Source organism: Cupriavidus sp. USMAA2-4 (assembly GCF_001854305.1).
Taxonomy (GTDB): domain Bacteria; phylum Pseudomonadota; class Gammaproteobacteria; order Burkholderiales; family Burkholderiaceae; genus Cupriavidus; species Cupriavidus malaysiensis.
This window is the reverse complement of sequence record NZ_CP017748.1, coordinates 1,904,332-1,922,757: the sequence shown is the minus strand read 5'-3', so window position 1 is coordinate 1,922,757 and position 18,426 is coordinate 1,904,332. Positions and strand designations below refer to the sequence as shown.

General features: G+C 69.5%; 15 protein-coding genes. 7 read left to right on the top strand and 8 right to left on the bottom strand.

Annotated elements, in window-relative coordinates; all coding sequences use genetic code 11:
* Window positions 1-22 precede the first annotated feature (22 nt).
* From BKK79_RS08390 to BKK79_RS08355, 8 genes are all read right to left on the bottom strand, one after another.
* Window positions 23-619 carry a nucleotidyltransferase family protein gene (locus tag BKK79_RS08390; RefSeq protein WP_071037528.1) on the bottom strand — a complete coding sequence of 199 codons (597 nt, stop codon included), beginning with the start codon at window positions 617-619 and terminating at the stop codon, window positions 23-25.
* Window positions 616-1,665 carry an XdhC family protein gene (locus BKK79_RS08385; RefSeq protein WP_071010954.1) on the bottom strand — a complete coding sequence of 350 codons (1,050 nt, stop codon included), beginning with the start codon at window positions 1,663-1,665 and terminating at the stop codon, window positions 616-618. Before BKK79_RS08385 ends, BKK79_RS08390 begins: the two co-directional genes overlap by 4 nt.
* Window positions 1,638-2,225 carry a CoxG family protein gene (locus tag BKK79_RS08380; RefSeq protein ID WP_071010955.1) on the bottom strand — a complete coding sequence of 196 codons (588 nt, stop codon included), beginning with the start codon at window positions 2,223-2,225 and terminating at the stop codon, window positions 1,638-1,640. The genes BKK79_RS08385 and BKK79_RS08380 overlap by 28 nt, the downstream gene beginning before the upstream one ends.
* Entirely contained in the window at window positions 2,216-3,484 is a 1,269-nt protein-coding gene (locus BKK79_RS08375) for a vWA domain-containing protein (protein ID WP_071037527.1), read from the bottom strand. Before BKK79_RS08375 ends, BKK79_RS08380 begins: the two co-directional genes overlap by 10 nt.
* Before the next feature lie 4 nt (window positions 3,485-3,488).
* A complete protein-coding gene (locus BKK79_RS08370; RefSeq protein WP_071037526.1) occupies window positions 3,489-4,385 on the bottom strand; it encodes an AAA family ATPase in 897 nt (298 codons plus the stop codon).
* A 201-nt stretch (window positions 4,386-4,586) separates the two neighbouring features.
* Window positions 4,587-5,387 carry an FAD binding domain-containing protein gene (locus BKK79_RS08365; RefSeq protein ID WP_071010959.1) on the bottom strand — a complete coding sequence of 267 codons (801 nt, stop codon included), beginning with the start codon at window positions 5,385-5,387 and terminating at the stop codon, window positions 4,587-4,589.
* A 22-nt stretch (window positions 5,388-5,409) separates the two neighbouring features.
* Entirely contained in the window at window positions 5,410-7,788 is a 2,379-nt protein-coding gene (locus BKK79_RS08360; RefSeq protein WP_071016053.1) for a xanthine dehydrogenase family protein molybdopterin-binding subunit, read from the bottom strand.
* A gap of 16 nt (window positions 7,789-7,804) precedes the next feature.
* Entirely contained in the window at window positions 7,805-8,302 is a 498-nt protein-coding gene (locus BKK79_RS08355; RefSeq protein ID WP_071010961.1) for a (2Fe-2S)-binding protein, read from the bottom strand.
* Window positions 8,303-8,619: 317 nt separating this feature from the next.
* Between BKK79_RS08355 and BKK79_RS08350 the strand changes: the two genes are divergently transcribed.
* From BKK79_RS08350 to BKK79_RS08320, 7 genes are all read left to right on the top strand, one after another.
* On the top strand, window positions 8,620-9,198 hold the full coding sequence (locus BKK79_RS08350; protein WP_071037525.1) for a YqaA family protein: 579 nt from the start codon (window positions 8,620-8,622) through the stop codon (window positions 9,196-9,198).
* Window positions 9,199-9,384: 186 nt separating this feature from the next.
* On the top strand, window positions 9,385-13,359 hold the full coding sequence (locus tag BKK79_RS08345) for a DUF3683 domain-containing protein (protein WP_071037524.1): 3,975 nt from the start codon (window positions 9,385-9,387) through the stop codon (window positions 13,357-13,359).
* A gap of 291 nt (window positions 13,360-13,650) precedes the next feature.
* Complete coding sequence (locus tag BKK79_RS08340) at window positions 13,651-14,085, top strand: HIT family protein (protein WP_071037523.1); 435 nt, start codon at window positions 13,651-13,653, stop codon at window positions 14,083-14,085.
* Window positions 14,086-14,260: 175 nt separating this feature from the next.
* Window positions 14,261-16,102 carry an ABC transporter ATP-binding protein/permease gene (locus BKK79_RS08335; RefSeq protein ID WP_071010967.1) on the top strand — a complete coding sequence of 614 codons (1,842 nt, stop codon included), beginning with the start codon at window positions 14,261-14,263 and terminating at the stop codon, window positions 16,100-16,102.
* A 62-nt stretch (window positions 16,103-16,164) separates the two neighbouring features.
* On the top strand, window positions 16,165-16,581 hold the full coding sequence (locus tag BKK79_RS08330) for a gamma-butyrobetaine hydroxylase-like domain-containing protein (RefSeq protein WP_071010969.1): 417 nt from the start codon (window positions 16,165-16,167) through the stop codon (window positions 16,579-16,581).
* 31 nt (window positions 16,582-16,612) lie between these two features.
* Complete coding sequence (gene ubiE / locus BKK79_RS08325) at window positions 16,613-17,344, top strand: bifunctional demethylmenaquinone methyltransferase/2-methoxy-6-polyprenyl-1,4-benzoquinol methylase UbiE (RefSeq protein WP_071010971.1); 732 nt, start codon at window positions 16,613-16,615, stop codon at window positions 17,342-17,344.
* A 44-nt stretch (window positions 17,345-17,388) separates the two neighbouring features.
* Window positions 17,389-18,384, top strand: coding sequence for a Tim44 domain-containing protein (locus tag BKK79_RS08320; protein ID WP_198173317.1), 996 nt, complete (start codon window positions 17,389-17,391; stop codon window positions 18,382-18,384).
* Window positions 18,385-18,426 lie beyond the last annotated feature (42 nt).

The window sequence follows — 18,426 nt, the reverse complement described above, 5'->3', positions numbered from 1 at the left end:
CAGGGCGCGTGGCTGCGTGCGCTCAGCGCAGGTCGGCGGGCGTATCCACGTCGCGGAAGGCGCCGTCGTCCCCGGTCAGGATGCGCGTCACCGGCTGGGTCTTGAGCAGCGCGCGCGCGCCTTCGTCGCCGTCGAGTTGCAGCAGGGCCTCGCGCCAATGGGGGCCGAAGCCGACCGGGTGTCCGCGCCGGCCGTCGCGCCACGGCGCGGCGATGGTGTCCGGCGTGGTGATGGACAGCGCGACCGCGCGCACCAGTTCGAGGCTGAGCCAGGGCATGTCGGCCAGTGCCACTACCCAGCCGCGCGCCTGCGGGGTCGCCGCCACGGCGGCGCGCAGCGCGGCGCCCATGCCGGCCCGCGCCTCGGGCGCTTCCAGCACGCGGCAGCCGGCGCGGCGCAGCTCCTGCGCCAGCGCCTCGCTGCCCGGGCGCACCACGGCGAGCGCACCCGGCAAGGCCACCGCCAGCGTGCGCGCGCTGCGCCAGGCGACCGTGGTGCGGCCGCCGGGCAGCGTTTCCAGCAGCTTGTCGCGCGCGCCGGCGGGATCGAAGCGCCGGCCGAAGCCGGCCGCCAGCAGGATGCCGGTGGGCAGGTCGGTGCCGTCCGGCGCGCCGTTCATGGCGCCGTGCCGCAGGTACTGGCGGCACCGGCCGCCAGCTCGCGCGCGGCCTTGGCGCCCTCGACCTGCAGGATGTCGGGCAGGGAGACGTGGTTCTTGGCGGCGACCACCTCGGCCAGGATCGAGATGGCGATCTCGGGCGGCGTGCGGCTGCCGATGTAGATGCCGACCGGGCCGTGCAGGCGGGCGAGCTGGAGCTCGCTGAGGTCGAACTCCTTGAGCCGTTCGCGGCGCGCCTGGTTGTTGCGGCGTGAGCCGAGCGCGCCGACGTAGAAAGCCGGGGTGCGCAGCGCCTCCATCAGGGCGAGGTCGTCGAGCTTGGGATCGTGGGTCAGGGCGATCACCGCGCAGCGTTCATCGAGCTGCATCTCGGTGACGGTGTCGTCGGGCATGGTGCGCACCATCGTGATGCCGGGGATGTCCCAGGTCTCGGTGTACTCTTCGCGCGGGTCGCACACGGTGACCTGGAAGCCGAGGCCGACGGCGATCTGGCACAGGTACTTGGAGAGCTGCCCGGCGCCGATGACGAGCATGCGGTAGCGCGGCCCGTGGATGGTCAGCAGGGTCTTGCCGTCGAAGGCGAGGCCGTCGGTGGCCAGGGCCGGGCCGAGGGCCGCGTCGCCGCTGGCCATGTCGAGGCTGCGCGCCACCAGGCGGCCGTTCTCGACCGCGTGCAGCAGGGCGGGCAGGGCGCTGGCGTCGGCGCGTGCGGGGGCGAGGGGCTCGCAGACGAGTTCGATGGTGCCGCCGCAGGGCAGGCCGAAGCGGTGGGCCTCCTCGGCGCTGATGCCGTACTTGACGGCCTCCGGGCGGGCGTGGTCGCTGGCGGGAATGCCTTCGCGGCGCACGCGGTCGATGATGTCGTCCTCGATGCAGCCGCCGGAGACGGAGCCGACCACCAGGCCGTCGTCGCGCACGGCCAGCATGGCGCCTTCGGGGCGGGGCGAGGAGCCCCAGGTTCTGACCACCGTCACCAGCAGCGCGCGGTGGCCCTCGGCCATCCAGCGCACGCTGCTCTTCAGGACTTCGAGATCCACGCTGTCCATGATCGTTTCCGCTTGGGTTCGTCTGACTGTCCGCCGCCGCCCTGGCTGCTGTCCTGGCTGCCGTCCTGGTTCTTGTCCTGGCCGCTGCCTTCGCCTTCCTGCGCGGCGGCTTCCTGCGCGCCGCCGCCGAGCGCTTCGGTGAAGCGGGTGAAGAAACTGTCGGCCATCTTGCGCGCGGCGGCATCGACCAGGCGCGAGCCGATCTGCGCGATCTTGCCGCCCACCTGCGCGTTGACCGTATAGCTCAGCAGCGTTTCCTCGCCTTCGGCATCGAGCCTGACGTGGGCGGAGCCCTTGCCGAAGCCGGCCGCGCCGCCCTGTCCGTCGAACTGGATAGTGTAACTGTCGGGCGCCTGGATGTCCTGCAGGGCCATGCGGCCCTTGAAGCGTGCCTTGACCGGGCCGATCGCCGCGGTCAGCGCCAGCAGGTAGGCGTTGTCGCCATCGGGTTCGATGCTCTCGCAGCCCGGGATGCACTGCTTGAGCAGGGCGGTGTCGTTCAGTGCTTCCCAGGCCACTTGCTTGGGCACCGGCAGGCGCTGGGTCTGGTTCATTTCCATGGTCGGGGTTCCTCCTGGTGCGTCGGCGCCGCGTGCGCGGCAGGTGGGTGCGGGACGGCCGCGCGGCCGGCATCGTCGGTGAGCAGCGCCTCGAGCGCGAACAGGCTGTCCAGGTTGTGGGCCGAGCGCAGCGCGTCGACGTGGGGCAGGATGGCCTGCACCCCGCGCGCGCGCGGCGTGAAGCCGGCGAAGCGCAGCAGCGGGTTGAGCCAGATGATGCGGTGGGCGAAGCGGCGCAGGCGCGCCATCTCGCTGTCGAGCAGGTCGATGTGCTCGTGGTCGAGGCCGTCCGTGACCAGCAGCACGGTGGCGCGGCCGGCCAGTACGCGGCGCGCCCATTCGCGGTTGAAGCTGGCCAGCGCGGCACCGATGCGGGTGCCGCCGGCCCAGTCGCGCACGTGGTTGGAGATGGCCTCGACCGCCTCGTCCGGATCGCGTTCGCGCAGGGAGCGCGTGATATTGGTCAGGCGCGTGCCGAACAGGAAGACCGAGAGGCGCTCGCGCGACTGCATCAGGGCGTGGCAGAAGTAGAGCACCGCGCGCGAGTACTGGCTCATCGAGCCCGAGATGTCGAGCAGCAGCACCAGCGGCGGGCGGCGCTCCACGCGGCGGCGGAACTTCCAGCGCATCCATTCGCCCTGCTGGCGCACCGCCAGGCGCGCGCTGGCGCGCACGTCGGCCCGGCAGCCGCTGGCCGCGGTGCGCAGGCGGCGGGTGTGCTGCATGGCGAGGCGGGTGCGGCGCGCCCGCACCAGGTGGCGCAGGGCACGCCACTCTTCGGCGCTCAGGGTCTCGAAGTCGCGCTGGGCCAGGCGTTCCTGATCGGAGAAGGTGAGCGGCGCGCTGAAGCGCTCGGCCTGTCCGGGCTCCGGCGGGGCGCGCAGGCCGGGCGGCACCTGCGCCGCCAGCGCGTCGGCCAGGCGGTTGCTGCGTCGCGGCGGCGGCGCGCCCGCGTCGACGCGCGGCAGCAGCAACGCGCGCAACTTGCCTTCCCAGTCGGGGTCGCGCCAGAACAGGTCGAAGGCGGCATCGAACAGCGGACGCTGGTCCGGCCCCGATAGCACCAGCGCCGCCAGCGCGGCGCGTACCTCGTCGCGCCTGCCGATGTCGACCAGTTGCAGCGCCTGCAGGGCGTCGGCGGCGTGCGCGGGCGACAGCGGGAAGCCAGCCTCGCGCAGCAGGCGCATGAAATGGGTGACGTTGCGCGCCAGCATCGGCGGACCGTGGCGCTGGCCGGGGGCGGCATGCGGGCGTGCCATGGCGTCAGCGGGCCGGCTCGGGCGCGGCCAGCAGTTCGGCGATGGTGGGGCCGTCCACGCGCGCCAGGTCGTCCTGGTACTTCAGCAGCACGCCGAGCGTATCGCGCACCGACTGCGGGTCGAGCTCGGCGGTGCCGAGCGCGGCCAGCGCACGGGCCCAGTCGATGGCCTCGGCGATGCCCGGCGCCTTGTACAGGTCGAGGGTGCGCAGCCGGTGGATCACGCTGACCACCCGGTGCTGCAGCGCGGTGGCGGCCTCGGGCGCGCGCGCCGCCACGATCTGCAGTTCGCGCTCGCGCGACGGGTAGCCCATCCACTGGTACAGGCAGCGGCGCTTGAGCGCGTCGTGCACCTCGCGCGTGCGGTTCGAGGTGACCAGGATCAGCGGTGGCCGCTCGGCGCGGAGGGTGCCGATCTCGGGGATCGACACCTGGTATTCGGACAGCACTTCGAGCAGGAAGGCCTCGAACGGCTCGTCGGCGCGGTCGATCTCGTCGATCAGCAGCACGCGCGGCACACCCGGCGCCGCGGGATCGGGCAGCAACGCCTCCAGCAGCGGGCGCTTGAGCAGGAAGTCGTCGTGATAGAGCGACTGCGCCTCGGGCCGCTCGCCGCGTGCCTCGGCCAGCCGCAGCGCCATGATCTGGCGCGGGTAGTCCCACTCGTACAGGGCACTGGAGGCATCGAGGCCTTCGTAGCACTGCAGCCGCAGCAGGCGCGTGCCGAGCGTGGCGGCAATGGCCTGGGCCAGCGCGGTCTTGCCGACGCCGGGCTCGCCCTCCAGGAACAGCGGGCGCTGCATGCGCAGGGCCAGGTAGAGCACGGTCGCCGTCTCGCGGTCGGCGAAATACTGCTGGGCTTCGAGCAGGGCGAGGGTCTGGTCGATGGAAGCGGGAAGCATGGATGCGTCAGGTCGGCTTGGCGGCACGTTGGCAATGACCGCCGGTGAGCTCCCCTCTCCCGCAGGCGGGAGAGGGGCCGGAGGCGCGGGCAGGCGGTTTCTATGCGGCAAGGCCCGAAGCGCGCTGGCTCGGGGCTCCGATCCTCCCACGCCCGGCGGAAGCGGGAAGCCCGCGGCGGAGAAGTCAGCAGGCAGGCGCCACTAACCCCGCGTCGCCGCCTCCACCGCCCGCGCCGCCAGCACCGGGATCAGGTGGGCCCGGTACTCCGGCGAGGCATGCAGGTCGCCGTTCAGGCCCGCCGGATCCAGCGTGACCGCGCGTGCCGCCGCCGGCGTGAAGCTGGCGGACAGCGCCTGCTCCAGCGGCTGGCAGCGGAACACGCAGTCGGCCGCCCCGGTCACGGCCACGCGCACGGCGTTGCCGCTGCGCGCCACCATCACGCCGACCAGGGCGAAGCGCGAGGCGGGGTTGCGGAACTTGACGTAGGCCGCCTGCTCGGGCACCGGGAAGCGCACCGACAGGATCAGCTCGTCCGGCTCCAGCGCGGTCTCGTACAGGCCCCGGAAGAAGTCGTCGGCGCCGATCTGGCGGCGGTCGGTTGTCACCGTGGCCCCCAGCGCCAGCACCGCGGCCGGGTAGCACGCGGCAGGGTCGTTGTTGGCGAGCGAGCCGCCCAGCGTGCCCATGGCGCGCACCTGGCGGTCGCCGATGCCGCCGGCGAGCGCGGCCAGCGCCGGGATGCGGCGCCGCACCTCGGCGTCGGCGGCCACGTCGGCATGGCGCGTGGCCGCGCCGATCACCAGCGCGCCGTTCTCCGCGCCGACCCCGGCCAGGCCGGGAATGCGCGTCACGTCGACCAGCGCCGAGGGCGCGGCCAGGCGCAGCTTCATCGCCGCCAGCAGGCTCTGCCCGCCGCCGAGGTACTTGGCGTCGGGATCGGCCTTGAGCTTCGCCACCGCGGCCTGGGTGTCCGCGGCACGTTCGAATTGGAATGCGTACATGTCGGATCCTCGTGCGTCGGGGTCAGGGAGCCTTGGCGGCCTGGATGGCCTGCCAGACGCGGTGCGGCGTGGCGGGCATCTGGATGTCGTGCACGCCCAGCGGCGACAGCGCATCGACCAGGGCATTGATGAAGGCCGGCGGCGAGCCGATCGCGCCGGCCTCGCCGCAGCCCTTGACGCCCAGCGGATTGTGCGTGCAGGGCGTGCCCTTGGCGGTCTCCACGGTGAAGTCGGGCAGGTCGCCGGCGCGCGGCATGGCGTAGTCCATGTAGGAGCCGGTCAGCAGCTGGCCGCTTTCGTCGTCATAGACGCAGCGCTCCAGCATGGCCTGGCCGAGGCCCTGGCCGATGCCGCCGTGCACCTGGCCTTCGACGATCATCGGGTTGATGACGTTGCCGAAGTCATCCACCGCGGTGAACTTGACCACCCACGACTCGCCGGTGTCCGGGTCGACTTCCACCTCGCAGACGTAGGCGCCCGATGGATAGGTGAAGTTGGTCGGGTCGTAGAAGGCGTTCTCGTTCAGGCCGGGCTCGAGCTTGTCGAGCGGGTAGTTGTGCGGCACGTAGGCGGTCAGCGCCACCTCGCCCCAGGTCTTGCTGCGATCGGTGCCGGCCACGCGGAACACGCCGTCCTTGAACTCGATGTCGGCGTCCGAGGCTTCCAGCAGGTGGGCCGCGATCTTCTTGGCCTTGGCTTCGATCTTGTCGAGCGCCTTCATGATGGCCGAGCCGCCCACGGCCAGCGAGCGCGAGCCGTAGGTGCCCATGCCGAAGGGCACGCGGCCGGTGTCGCCGTGCACCACTTCGACCGCTTCCAGCGCGATGCCGAGCCGGTCGGCCACCACCTGGGCGAAGGTGGTCTCGTGGCCCTGGCCGTGGCTGTGGCTGCCGGTGAAGACGGTCACGGTGCCGGTCGGGTCGACGCGGATCTCGCCCACCTCGAACAGGCCCGCGCGTGCGCCCAGCGCGCCGGCGATGTTGGAGGGCGCCAGCCCGCAGGCCTCGATGTAGCAGGAGTAGCCGAGGCCGCGCAGCCGTCCGCGCTGCTTCGCTTCGTCGCGCCGTGCCGGGAAGCCCTTGACGTCGGCCAGTTCCTGCGCGCGCGCCAGGCAGGGCTCGTAGTCGCCGGTGTCGTAGGTCAGGCCCACCGGGGTGGCGTAGGGGAACTGGCGGATGAAGTTCTTGCGGCGCAGCTCGGCGGGGTCGACCTTCAATTCGTGCGCCGCGGCTTCGACCAGGCGCTCCACCACGTAGGTGGCCTCGGGGCGGCCGGCGCCGCGATAGGCATCGACCGGGGCGGTGTTGGTGAAGACCGCCTGCACCTCGGCGTAGATGGCCGGCGTGGCGTACTGGCCGGCCAGCAGCGTGGCATAAAGGATGGTCGGCACGCTGGAGGCGAAGGTGCTCAGGTAGGCGCCCATATTGGCCACCGTGTGCACGCGCATCGCCAGGAACCTGCCGTCGGCGTCGAGCGCCAGCTCGGCGCGCGTCACGTGGTCGCGGCCGTGCGCGTCCGAGAGGAAGGACTCGGAGCGTTCGGCGGTCCACTTGATCGGGCGGCCGACTTTCTTCGCGGCCCAGGTGAGCGCCACGTCTTCCGCGTAGAGGAAGATCTTCGAGCCGAAGCCGCCGCCCACGTCCGGAGCGATGATGCGCAGCCGCGACTCGGGCAGCCCCATCACGAAGGCCGCCATCAGCAGGCGCTCGACGTGCGGGTTCTGGTTGGCCACGTAGACCGTGTAGCTGTCGTCCTGGCGGTGGTAGCTGGCGTTGACCGCGCGCGGCTCGATGGCGTTGGGGATCAGCCGGTTGTTGACGATCTCCAGCGTGGTCACGTGCGCGGCGCGGGCGAAGGCGGCGTCGGTGGCCGCGCGGTCGCCGTGGCCCCAGGTGTAGCAGGTGTTGGCGGGCACGTCGTCGTGCACCAGCGTCCGGCTGGCGGCAGCCTGGGCAGTGTTGACCACGGCCGGCAGTTCGTCGTAGTCGACCTCGATCTTCTCGGCCGCGTCCTTGGCCTGCTGCAGCGTCTCGGCCACCACCAGCGCGACCTGGTCGCCCACGTGGCGCACCTTGTCATGGGCGATCACCGGATGCGGCGGCTCCTTCATGGGGCTGCCGTCGATGCTGTGGATCAGCCAGCCGCAGGGCAGGCCGCCGATCTTGTCGGCCGCCACGTCGGCGCCGGTCAGCACGGCGATCACGCCGGGCGAGGCCTTGGCCTCGGTGGTGTCGATCGAGCGGATGCGCGCGTGCGCGTGCGGCGAGCGCAGGAAGTAGCCGTAACTCTGCTGCGGCAGCGAGACGTCGTCGGTGTACTGGCCATTGCCGGTCAGGAAGCGGTAGTCTTCCTTGCGCTTGACCGCGGCGCCCACCAGGCGCTTGTTGTCGGGTGCGTTCATGGCGTCCTCCTCGCGCTCATTCGGCGCTGGCGGCGGCGCCGGCACCGCGCATGGCGGCCTGGCCCTGCTGCACTGCACGCACGATATTGTGATAGCCGGTACAGCGGCACAGGTTGCCTTCGAGATGGGCGCGGATCGCGTCCGCGCCGGCATCGGGCTGTTCCTGTACCAGCGCGGTGGCGCTCATGACCATGCCGGGCGTGCAGAAGCCGCACTGCAGGCCGTGGCACTCGCGGAAGGCCGCCTGCATCGGATGCAGCTCGCCGTTGCTGCCGGCCAGGCCCTCGATGGTGGTGACCGTGGATCCGTCCGCCTGCGCCGCCAGGATGTTGCACGCCTTCACCGCACGCCCGTCCAGGTGGACGGTGCAGGCGCCGCACTGGGCGGTGTCGCAGCCGACGTGGGTGCCGGTCAGCCGCAGCTGCTCGCGCAGGAACTGGACCAGTAGGGTGTTGGGTTCGACCTGGGCGTCGACGGACCTGCCGTTGACCGTCAGGCGGATCGGAATTGCCATGCTTGTCTCCATGTGGGTGGACGCGCATGGACAGGACCCGGATCCCGAAAGCGACGGCGCGGGACTGGCCACTGCGCGGTACTGCCGTTTGTCGGTACGGCTATTTCGTGATGGTGGTGCCGCCGGCGCTGCCGCCGAGCCCGGGGCGGGCCTTGGCGGGCGGTGGCGCGGCGGCCCGGGCGGCCGGCGAAGGATCGGCCGCGACAGGCTCTAACAGTTAATCACAAATCGCGCGAGGCCGCCATGCGGGCAGGGCCGGAGGTGGGGCACTGATAGAATGTCGCCCCCAACCGTGCCCGCTACCGGCCATACGTTCCATGGAAGGATTCCTCGACTGGCTGTTCGGCATCGTCGCCCTGCCCAAGGTGGGGCTGCCGGCCATCTTCCTGGTCAGCCTGGTGTCGGCCACGCTGCTGCCGCTGGGTTCGGAGCCGGCCGTGTTCGGCTATATCAAGCTGAACCCGCACATGTTCTGGCCGGCGGTGATCGTGGCCGCGATCGGCAATACCATCGGCGGCGCGATCGACTGGTGGATGGGTTATGCCGCCAAGCTGGCGCTGGTACGCTACCGCAAGCATCGCCAGGCGCGGCTGCACGAACAGGAACGCGCCCAGCGTCGCGCCCATGAGAGGCGGCCGCGCAAGCCGGCCCTGGATGAACGCTATTTCCGCTGGATGCGCCGGCTGGGGCCGCCGGCGCTGCTGCTGTCCTGGCTACCGGCCATTGGTGATCCTTTATGCACATTGGCGGGGTGGCTCCGGCTGCGCTTCTGGCCCAGTGTGGCCTATATGGCCATCGGCAAGTTCCTGCGCTACCTGGCCATGACCAGCGCGCTGCTATGGATTCCCGACGGGTTCTGGCATCAGATGGGGGTGTTCCTGAAGCAACTCTTCTAGCCATTCCCGGTTTTCCATTCCCGGATTTCCCCTGGCTTCCGGCCAGTAGAGCACTTCGGGAGAAAAGTTCCCCACGCTTCAAGGGTCTTGTCATGCTGCGGCGCAGCGATTCCAGCCCTTGCAGTACAATTCCCGTTTAAAGACGACTTGCGCACCGTCCCCGTGCGCTGCAGGAAGCGGTCCCCCATGAACGCCCCACTCGTGCTCGACGCCAAGCTCGCTGCGCAGGACGCCCCGCCGCGCCTGCGCGAAATCCCCTACAACTACACCTCGTTCTCGGACCGCGAGATCGTGATCCGCCTGCTCGGCGAGGAAGCCTGGCGCATCCTGGACGAGTTGCGCGGCGAGCGCCGCACCGGGCGTTCCGCGCGCATGCTGTACGAGGTGCTGGGTGATATCTGGGTGGTGCGCCGCAATCCCTACCTGCAGGACGACCTGCTGGAGAATCCCAAGCGCCGCGAGATGCTGGTGGGCGCGCTGCACCATCGCCTCGGCGAAGTGGAGAAGCGCCGCGCCGCCGACCGCGCCGAGCATGCCGAGCCTGCGGCCGAGGGCCGCTCGCACCGGGTCGAGCAGCTGGTCGCCTTCGCCAAGCAGGCCATCGAGGACTTCAAGCAGGAGTTCGCCCACGCCTATGATCTGCGCAAGCGCGCCCAGCGCGTGCTGGGCCGGGTCACGCAGAAGGACAACATCAAGTTCGACGGCCTGTCGCGCGTCTCGCACGTGACCGATGCCACCGACTGGCGCGTGGAGTATCCCTTCGTCGTGCTGACGCCCGACACCGAGGAAGAGATCGCCGGCCTGGTCAAGGGCTGCTTCGAGCTGGGCCTGACCATCATCCCGCGCGGAGGCGGCACCGGCTACACCGGCGGCGCCGTGCCGCTGACGCCGATGAGCGCGGTGATCAACACCGAGAAGCTGGAGCAGCTCGGTCCGGTCGAAGACACCGACCTGCCGGGCGTGGCGGGCAAGGTGGCCACCATCTTCTCCGGCGCCGGCGTGGTCACGCGCCGCGTGGCGGACGCGGCCGACAAGGCCGGGCTGGTGTTCGCGGTCGACCCGACCTCGATCGATGCGTCCTGCATCGGCGGCAACGTGGCGATGAACGCGGGCGGCAAGAAGGCCGTGCTGTGGGGCACCGCGCTGGACAACCTGGCCTGGTGGCGCATGGTCGATGCCGAGGGGAACTGGCTCGAGATCACCCGCCTGAACCACAACCTGGGCAAGATCCACGACGTGCCGGTGGCCGACTTCGAACTGAAGTGGTTCGACGGCAGCCGGGCGCCGGGCGAAAAGCTGCTGCGCACCGAGACCCTGTCCATCGAAGGCCGCAAGTTCCGCAAGGAAGGCCTGGGCAAGGACGTCACCGACAAGTTCCTGGCCGGCCTGCCGGGCATCCAGAAGGAAGGCTGCGACGGCATCATCACCAGCGCGCGCTGGATCCTGCACCGGATGCCGAAGCACATGCGTACCGTGTGCCTCGAGTTCTTCGGCCAGGCGCGCGATGCCATTCCGAGCATCGTCGAGATCAAGGACTTCCTCGACATCGAGTCGAAGACGCCCGGCGGCGCCATCCTGGCCGGCCTGGAGCACCTGGACGAGCGCTACCTGCGCGCGGTCGGCTATGCCACCAAGAGCAAGCGCAATGCCTTCCCCAAGATGGTGCTGATCGGCGACATCGTCGGCGACGATGAAGACGCCGTAGCGCGCGCCACCTCGGAAGTCATCCGCATGGCCAACGGCAAGAGCGGCGAGGGTTTCGTCGCGGTCAGCCCCGAGGCGCGCAAGAAGTTCTGGCTCGACCGTTCGCGCACCGCCGCCATCGCACGCCACACCAACGCCTTCAAGATCAACGAAGACGTGGTGATCCCGCTGCCGCGCATGGGCGAGTACACCGACGGCATCGAGCGCATCAATATCGAGCTGTCGATCAAGAACAAGCTGGTGCTGGTCGACGCGCTGGAAGGCTTCTTCGCGCGCGGCAACCTGCCGCTGGGCCGCAGCGACGACGCCAACGAGATCCCCAGCGCCGAACTGCTGGAAGACCGCGTCCAGCACGCGCTGCAACTGCTGCGCGAGATCCGCGCGCGCTGGCGCTTCCTGCAGGACAGCCTCGACATGCCGCTGGCCGCGGCCAAGGCATCGCTGATCGGCCACGGCCTGGGCCTGCTCGGCCAGGCCTTCGAGGCGCGCCTGGCGCAGCAGCCGGACGCCACCGTGTTCCACCTGCTGCAGGACCGCACCATCCGTGTGTCCTGGAAGAACGAGGTGCGCGCCGAACTGCGCAAGATCTTCAGCGGCGGCGAGTTCAAGCCCATCCTCGACGAGGCGCAGAAGATCCACAAGCAGGTGCTGCGCGGCCGCGTCTTCGTGGCGCTGCACATGCACGCCGGCGACGGCAACGTGCACACCAACATCCCCGTCAACTCGGACGACTACGACATGCTGCAGGACGCCCACCGCGCGGTGGCCCGCATCATGACGCTGGCGCGTTCGCTGGATGGCGTGATTTCGGGCGAGCACGGCATCGGCATCACCAAGCTGGAGTTCCTCACCGAGGACGAGATCGGCGACTTCCGCGCCTACAAGCAGCGCATCGACCCGCAGGGCCGCTTCAACAAGGGCAAGCTGCTGCCCGGCGCCGACCTGCGCAACGCCTACACGCCGTCGTTCGGCCTGATGGGCCACGAATCGCTGATCATGCAGCAGAGCGACATCGGCGCCATCGCCGACAGCGTCAAGGACTGCCTGCGCTGCGGCAAGTGCAAGCCGGTGTGCGCCACCCACGTGCCGCGCGCCAACCTTCTGTACAGCCCGCGCAACAAGATCCTGGCCACCTCGCTGCTGGTCGAGGCCTTCCTGTACGAGGAGCAGACCCGCCGCGGCGTGTCGATCAAGCACTGGGACGAGTTCTCCGACGTGGCCGACCACTGCACGGTCTGCCACAAGTGCGTGACGCCCTGCCCGGTGAAGATCGACTTCGGCGACGTGTCGATGAATATGCGCAACCTGCTGCGCAAGATGGGGCAGAAGAAGTTCAACGCCGGCACTGCCGCGTCGATGTTCTTCCTCAATGCCACCAACCCGCAGACGATCAACCTGGCCCGCAAGGCGATGATCGACTGGGGCTACAAGGCGCAGCGCCTGGGCAACGATGTGCTCAAGACGCTGGCGAAGAAGCAGACCGCCCATCCGCCCGCTTCGGTGGGCCGCCCGCCGGTGCGCGAGCAGGTGATCCACTTCGTCAACAAGAAGATGCCGGGCAACCTGCCCAAGAAGACGGCGCGCGCGCTGCTCGACATCGAGGACAACGAGATCGTGCCGATCATCCGCGACCCGAAGCGGACTTCGCCCGAGACCGAGGCGGTGTTCTACTTCCCGGGCTGCGGCTCGGAGCGGCTGTTCTCGCAGGTCGGCCTGGCCACCCAGGCCATGCTGTGGCATGTCGGCGTGCAGACCGTGCTGCCGCCGGGCTACCTGTGCTGCGGCTATCCGCAGCGCGGCGCCGGCCAGTTCGACAAGGCCGAGAAGATCGTCACCGACAACCGCGTGCTGTTCCACCGCGTGGCCAACACGCTGAACTACCTCGACATCAAGACGGTGGTGGTCAGCTGCGGCACCTGCTACGACCAGCTTGCCGGCTATGAATTCGAGAAGATCTTCCCGGGCTGCCGCATCATCGACATCCACGAGTACCTGCTGGAGAAGGGGGTCAAGCTCGAGGGCGTGACCGGTACGCGCTACATGTACCACGATCCCTGCCACACGCCGATCAAGACCATGGATCCGACCAAGCTGGTCAACGAACTGGTCGGCGGCAACGGCGCGGCGGGCAAGATAGAGAAGAACGAGCGCTGCTGCGGCGAGTCGGGCACGCTGGCAGTGACCCGTCCGGACGTGTCGACGCAGATCCGCTTCCGCAAGGAAGAGGAAATGCGCAAGGGCGCGGACAAGCTGCGCGGCGACGGCTTCGACGGCGACGTCAAGATCCTCACCAGCTGCCCGTCCTGCCTGCAGGGCCTGTCGCGCTACAACGAAGACGCCACGGTGCAGGCCGACTACATCGTGGTCGAGATGGCGCGCCACCTGCTGGGCGAGAACTGGATGCCGGAGTATGTGGAGAAGGCCAACGCCGGCGGTATCGAGCGGGTGCTGGTGTAAGGCATAGCCAGCACCCTTGGTTGGCTCCCCTCTCCCGCTTGCGGGAGAGGGGCAGGGGGAGAGGGCGGGCGCCGGCAGATCGCGACGTGCTCGACCACACCGTGGGCTTTGTTCGGGCCTCGGCGCGCTGGATAACACCGAAGGCTTCGTTATGCGTGGCGCCTTGCTGGACCACCCCTCTCCCCCGCCCTCTCCCCATGAGGGGAGAGGGAGCCCAGACACTATGCTTGGCGATGGGTGTCGGTGCATCCGCACCCACGCCTGCCGACCTCGATCAACAGTCCCCGTCCGATGACCTCAGTCCCGAACTGCCCCCTCTGCGACACCGATGGCGGCGAACTCCTCTGGCGCGGCGCGCGTGCGCGCCTGATCCTGGTCGAGCATGAGCGCTTTCCCGGCTTCTGCCGCATCGTCTGGAACGACCATGTCGCCGAGCTGAGCGACCTGTCGCCCGATGACCAGGCCTGGCTGATGCGGCTGGTGGCCGCGGTGGAGCAGACGCTGCGCGAGGTGATGGCGCCGGACAAGATCAACCTGGCGGCCTTCGGCAATATGGTCCCGCACCTGCACTGGCACGTCATTCCGCGCTACCGCTGGGACACGCACTTCCCCGAGCCGGTATGGGGCAACGCCCAGCGTGAGGCCGATGCGGCCCGGCTGGCGGGCCTCGGCAAGCTGTTGCCGGCGCTGCGCACCGCGCTGGCGCCGCTGCAGGACCTGCGCTGAGCGCGCGTTGCGCGGCCGTCCGAGCGCACCCTTGTGCACGTCCAGGCGGTTTCCGGCGTTGAAGGGAGGGGTGCGGAACCTGGCCCGCCTTCCCGGCTTCTAACAGCGTCCCGCTTTCTGTTCCCACCATACGCGGCCCGTGCCACCATGCCGGCCCGCGTTCGCGAAAGGTCTTATGTCTACACCGACCTCCGTTACCGTGCCGGGTCCGGCCGTTCCTGTCCGTGCCCTCGAGATCCAGAGCCGGCTGCGGCTGGCTGCCACCTGGGCGCTGATCAAGCCCTACTGGAAATCGGAAGACCGCAAGGCCGGGCTGGGCCTGCTGGCCTTCGTGGTCGCGCTCAACCTGGGCATCGTCTACATCAACGTGCTGCTCAACGAGTGGAACCGCGTCTTCTACAACGCGCTGGAGCAGCACGACTACGCCGCCTTCAAGACGCTGCTGATCCGTTTCTCCTGGATCGCCGCCTTCTTCATCGTTGCCGCCATCTCGCGCCAGTACTACACGATGATGCTGCAGATGCGCTGGCGTACCTGGATGACCGGCCGCTTCATGGATCACTGGCTCGGGCACCAGGCCTACTACCGCATCGAGCAGACCCACGCCACCGACAACCCCGACCAGCGTATCGCCGATGACCTGCGCTCCTTCACCGACGGCGCGCTGACGCTGTCGCTGGGGCTGCTCAACTCGGTGGTCACCCTGGTCTCCTTCGTCGGCATCCTGTGGAGCGTGTCGGGTCCGATCAGCTTCGCGCTCGGCGGCGGCGAGATCGTGATTCCCGGCTACATGGTCTGGTTCGCGGTCGGCTACGCGGTGATCGGTTCGCTGGTCGCCCACCTGGTGGGCCGGCCGCTGATCGGCCTGAGCTTCCAGCAGGAGCAGTACGAGGCGGATTTCCGTTTCACCCTGGTGCGCCTGCGCGAGAACAGCGAGCCGGTCGCGCTCTACCGCGGCGAGCCGACGGAAAAGGCCGGACTGGGGGCGCGCTTCGGCCGCATCCGCGCCAACTGGAACCAGCTGATGCGCTACACACGGCGCCTGACCTTCGTCAATTCCGGCTATAGCCAGTTCGCCATCATCTTTCCGCTGATCGTGGCCGCGCCGCGCTACTTCGCCGGCAAGATGACGCTGGGCGGGCTGATGCAGATGAGTTCGGCCTTCGGCCAGGTGCAGGGCGCGCTGTCGTGGTTCGTCGACAGCTATTCCACGCTGGTGGGCTGGAAGGCAGCGGCCAACCGCCTGATCGACTTCCAGGAGGCCATCCGCATCGCCGAGCGGCAGGACCAGGAACATACCGGCGTGCGCGATATCGAGGTGGTTTCCACCGACGACGCCAGCATCCGGCTCGACGCCCTGGCCCTGGCGCTGCCGACGCCGCGCCGCAGTTCCAGCGCCCAGGCAGCGCTGGTGGCGCCGTTCTCGCTGACCATTGCGCCGGGCGAGCGCTGGCTGGTCAACGGTCCTTCCGGCTGCGGCAAGAGCGTGCTGGTACGCGCGCTGGCGGGCATCTGGCCCTATGGCAGCGGCACGGTGGAGCTGCCGCGCGCCGCCCGCATGCTGTTCCTGCCGCAGCGCAGCTACCTGCCGATCGGCACGCTGGCCGACGCGCTCGCTTATCCGGACGCGGGCACCGCGCACAGCAGCGAACGGCTGCAGCAGGTACTGCGCGAGACCCGGCTGGGCCAGCTCACCGGCCAGCTCGACGTGCTCGACAACTGGTCGCTGCGCTTGTCGCCGGGTGAGCAGCAGCGCCTCGCCTTCGCCCGTGCGCTGCTGCAGAAGCCCGACTTCCTCGTGCTGGACGAGGCCACCAGCGCGCTGGACGAGGACACCGAGGCCGCCATGTACGAGCTGGTGGTGGGAGCGCTGCCGCGCTCGGCCATCATCAGCGTGGCGCACCGGAGCACGGTGGCGCGCTTCCATGACAAGCGCCTGCGCTACCTGCCGGCCGACGGTGTGGATGGGCAAGGCCTGGCGCCTGCGGTAAGCTATCGGGTCGTACACGAAGCGTGAGGCCCGCGCCGCCGTGAGCCTGCCGGCTCGCCGCGGCCCGCCGGGCGCCCGCGCCAATCATCATGGCAGGCCTAGAGAAAGACACTCCCCATCCCACGGCGCTGACCGTCCACACCCAGTCCCGCGTGCTGGAGATCGGTTTCGACAACGGCCGCGCCTTCCGCCTGCCGTTCGAGCTGCTGCGCGTCTACTCGCCCTCGGCGGAGGTGCAGGGGCATGGTCCCGGACAGGAAGTGCTGCAGACCGGCAAGCGCGAGGTCGGCATCGACGCGGTGGAGCCGGTGGGCAACTACGCGGTGCTGATCCGCTTCAGCGACGGCCACGATACCGGCATCTATTCCTGGGAGCTGCTGTACCGCCTGGGCGACCAGCAGGAATCGCTGTGGCTGGCCTACCTGGATCGCCTGGCCGCGGCCGGCGCCGATCGCGACACCCCGATGCCGGCGGCTGCCGGCCACGCCTGCGGCCACCACCACTGAGCCGCATCCGCATTCCCCTGGAGTCAGATATATGAGCGAGACCCACTTCGGGTTCGAGAAGGTCGACGAGGCCGAGAAGGCCGGCAAGGTGGCCGGCGTCTTCCACTCGGTGGCCAGCAAGTACGACGTGATGAACGACTTGATGTCGGGTGGGCTGCACCGGCTGTGGAAGACGTTCACCATCGCCCAGGCCGCGGTGCGGCCCGGGTACAAGGTGCTGGACATTGCCGGCGGCACCGGCGACCTGGCGCGGGCCTTTGCCCGCCAGGCCGGTCCCGCCGGCGAGGTCTGGCTGACCGACATCAATGAATCGATGCTGCGCGTCGGCCGTGACCGCCTGCTCGACAAGGGCGTGATGACGCCGGTCTGCCTGTGCGACGCCGAGCGCATTCCTTTCCCGGACAACTATTTCGACGTGGTCACGGTGGCCTTCGGCCTGCGCAACATGACGCACAAGGATGCCGCGCTGGCCGAGATGCGCCGCGTGGTCAAGCCGGGCGGCAAGGTCATGGTGCTGGAGTTCTCCAAGGTATGGAAGCCGCTGGAGAAGGTCTACGATGTCTATTCGTTCAAGGTGCTCCCCTGGCTGGGCGAACGCATCGCCGGGGATGCCCCCAGCTATCGCTACCTGGCTGAATCGATCAGAATGCATCCAGACCAGGATTCACTTGTACGTTTAATGGAACAAGCGGGCCTGGAGAAGGTCGAATACTTCAATCTGACGGCAGGAGTCGTGGCGCTCCACGTCGGGCGAAAGTACTGATCTATCACTTTTTGCTCGCGATGCGCGAATATATTGGGGGATAAATGAAGAAGTCGTCGCTTTACGGGAAATTCCTGGCGGGGTCGTTGGTTGCCGTGCTGGCATTCAGCACCACGTTCGACGCGGAAGCCAAGCGTCTGGGCGGCTCGCGCAGCGTGGGTAAGCAGTCTTCCAATGTGACGCAGCGCCAGCAGCAGGCTCCGGCCCAGCAGACGCCGCCGGCCCAGCAACCGGCGCAGCAGCCCGGCCAGCAGGCGGCACCGGCCACGGCCGGCGCTGCCGCCGCAGCCGCCGCCGCAGCCAAGCCCAAGCGCAACTGGGGCGGCATCCTGGGCGGCATCGCCGCGGGCCTGGGCATCGGCTGGCTGTTGTCGCACTTCGGCCTCGGCGGCGCGGCGCTGAGCTTCCTGTCCAACCTGATCCTGATCGCGCTGGCCGCCTTCGTCGTGATCTGGCTGATCCGCAAGTTCCGTGGCGGCGCCAGCCGTCAGCAGCCGGCCTACGCCGGCGCGGGCGGCCCGGCGGGCAGCTTCGGTGGCGAGCCCACGCTGCGCCAGCAGGAAGCGGCCCCGTCGCCGGCTTCCGTAGCTGCACCGGCGGCGGCTGCCACGGCAGCCGCTGCGACCACCGCAGCCAACGCGGTCTCGGCCGGCCAGCCCTGGGGCGTGCCGGCGGACTTCGACACCGAGGCCTTCCTGCGTAACGCCAAGGTGCACTTCGTCCGCCTGCAGGCGGCCTGGGATGCCGGCAACCTCGATGACATCCGCGAGTTCACCACGCCGGAAATGTTCGCCGAGATCAAGATGGACCTGAGCGAGCGCGGCGGCGAGTCGAACAAAACCGACGTCGTCACGCTCGAGGCGCGCATGCTGGGCATCGAATCGACGGACACGCAGCACATTGCCAGCGTCGAGTTCGCCGGCATGATCCGCGAGCGCGCGGGCGATCCGGCCCAGCCGTTCACCGAAGTCTGGAACCTCGCCAAGCCGACCACCGGCAGCGGCGGCTGGCTGCTGGCCGGTATCCAGCAGGCATCCTGAGCGGCTTTGCCGCCTCTGCGACGGCGACTGGCTTAGAATGGA

Bases quoted from the DNA above. Each gene is read 5' to 3' on its own strand.
- BKK79_RS08390 (WP_071037528.1), bottom strand. From the start codon at position 619: ATGAACGGCGCGCCGGACGGCACCGACCTGCCCACCGGCATCCTGCTG.
- BKK79_RS08385 (WP_071010954.1), bottom strand. From the start codon at position 1,665: ATGGACAGCGTGGATCTCGAAGTCCTGAAGAGCAGCGTGCGCTGGATG.
- BKK79_RS08380 (WP_071010955.1), bottom strand. From the start codon at position 2,225: ATGGAAATGAACCAGACCCAGCGCCTGCCGGTGCCCAAGCAAGTGGCC.
- BKK79_RS08375 (WP_071037527.1), bottom strand. From the start codon at position 3,484: ATGGCACGCCCGCATGCCGCCCCCGGCCAGCGCCACGGTCCGCCGATG.
- BKK79_RS08370 (WP_071037526.1), bottom strand. From the start codon at position 4,385: ATGCTTCCCGCTTCCATCGACCAGACCCTCGCCCTGCTCGAAGCCCAG.
- BKK79_RS08365 (WP_071010959.1), bottom strand. From the start codon at position 5,387: ATGTACGCATTCCAATTCGAACGTGCCGCGGACACCCAGGCCGCGGTG.
- BKK79_RS08360 (WP_071016053.1), bottom strand. From the start codon at position 7,788: ATGAACGCACCCGACAACAAGCGCCTGGTGGGCGCCGCGGTCAAGCGC.
- BKK79_RS08355 (WP_071010961.1), bottom strand. From the start codon at position 8,302: ATGGCAATTCCGATCCGCCTGACGGTCAACGGCAGGTCCGTCGACGCC.
- BKK79_RS08350 (WP_071037525.1), top strand. From the start codon at position 8,620: ATGGAAGGATTCCTCGACTGGCTGTTCGGCATCGTCGCCCTGCCCAAG.
- BKK79_RS08345 (WP_071037524.1), top strand. From the start codon at position 9,385: ATGAACGCCCCACTCGTGCTCGACGCCAAGCTCGCTGCGCAGGACGCC.
- BKK79_RS08340 (WP_071037523.1), top strand. From the start codon at position 13,651: ATGACCTCAGTCCCGAACTGCCCCCTCTGCGACACCGATGGCGGCGAA.
- BKK79_RS08335 (WP_071010967.1), top strand. From the start codon at position 14,261: ATGTCTACACCGACCTCCGTTACCGTGCCGGGTCCGGCCGTTCCTGTC.
- BKK79_RS08330 (WP_071010969.1), top strand. From the start codon at position 16,165: ATGGCAGGCCTAGAGAAAGACACTCCCCATCCCACGGCGCTGACCGTC.
- ubiE (WP_071010971.1), top strand. From the start codon at position 16,613: ATGAGCGAGACCCACTTCGGGTTCGAGAAGGTCGACGAGGCCGAGAAG.
- BKK79_RS08320 (WP_198173317.1), top strand. From the start codon at position 17,389: ATGAAGAAGTCGTCGCTTTACGGGAAATTCCTGGCGGGGTCGTTGGTT.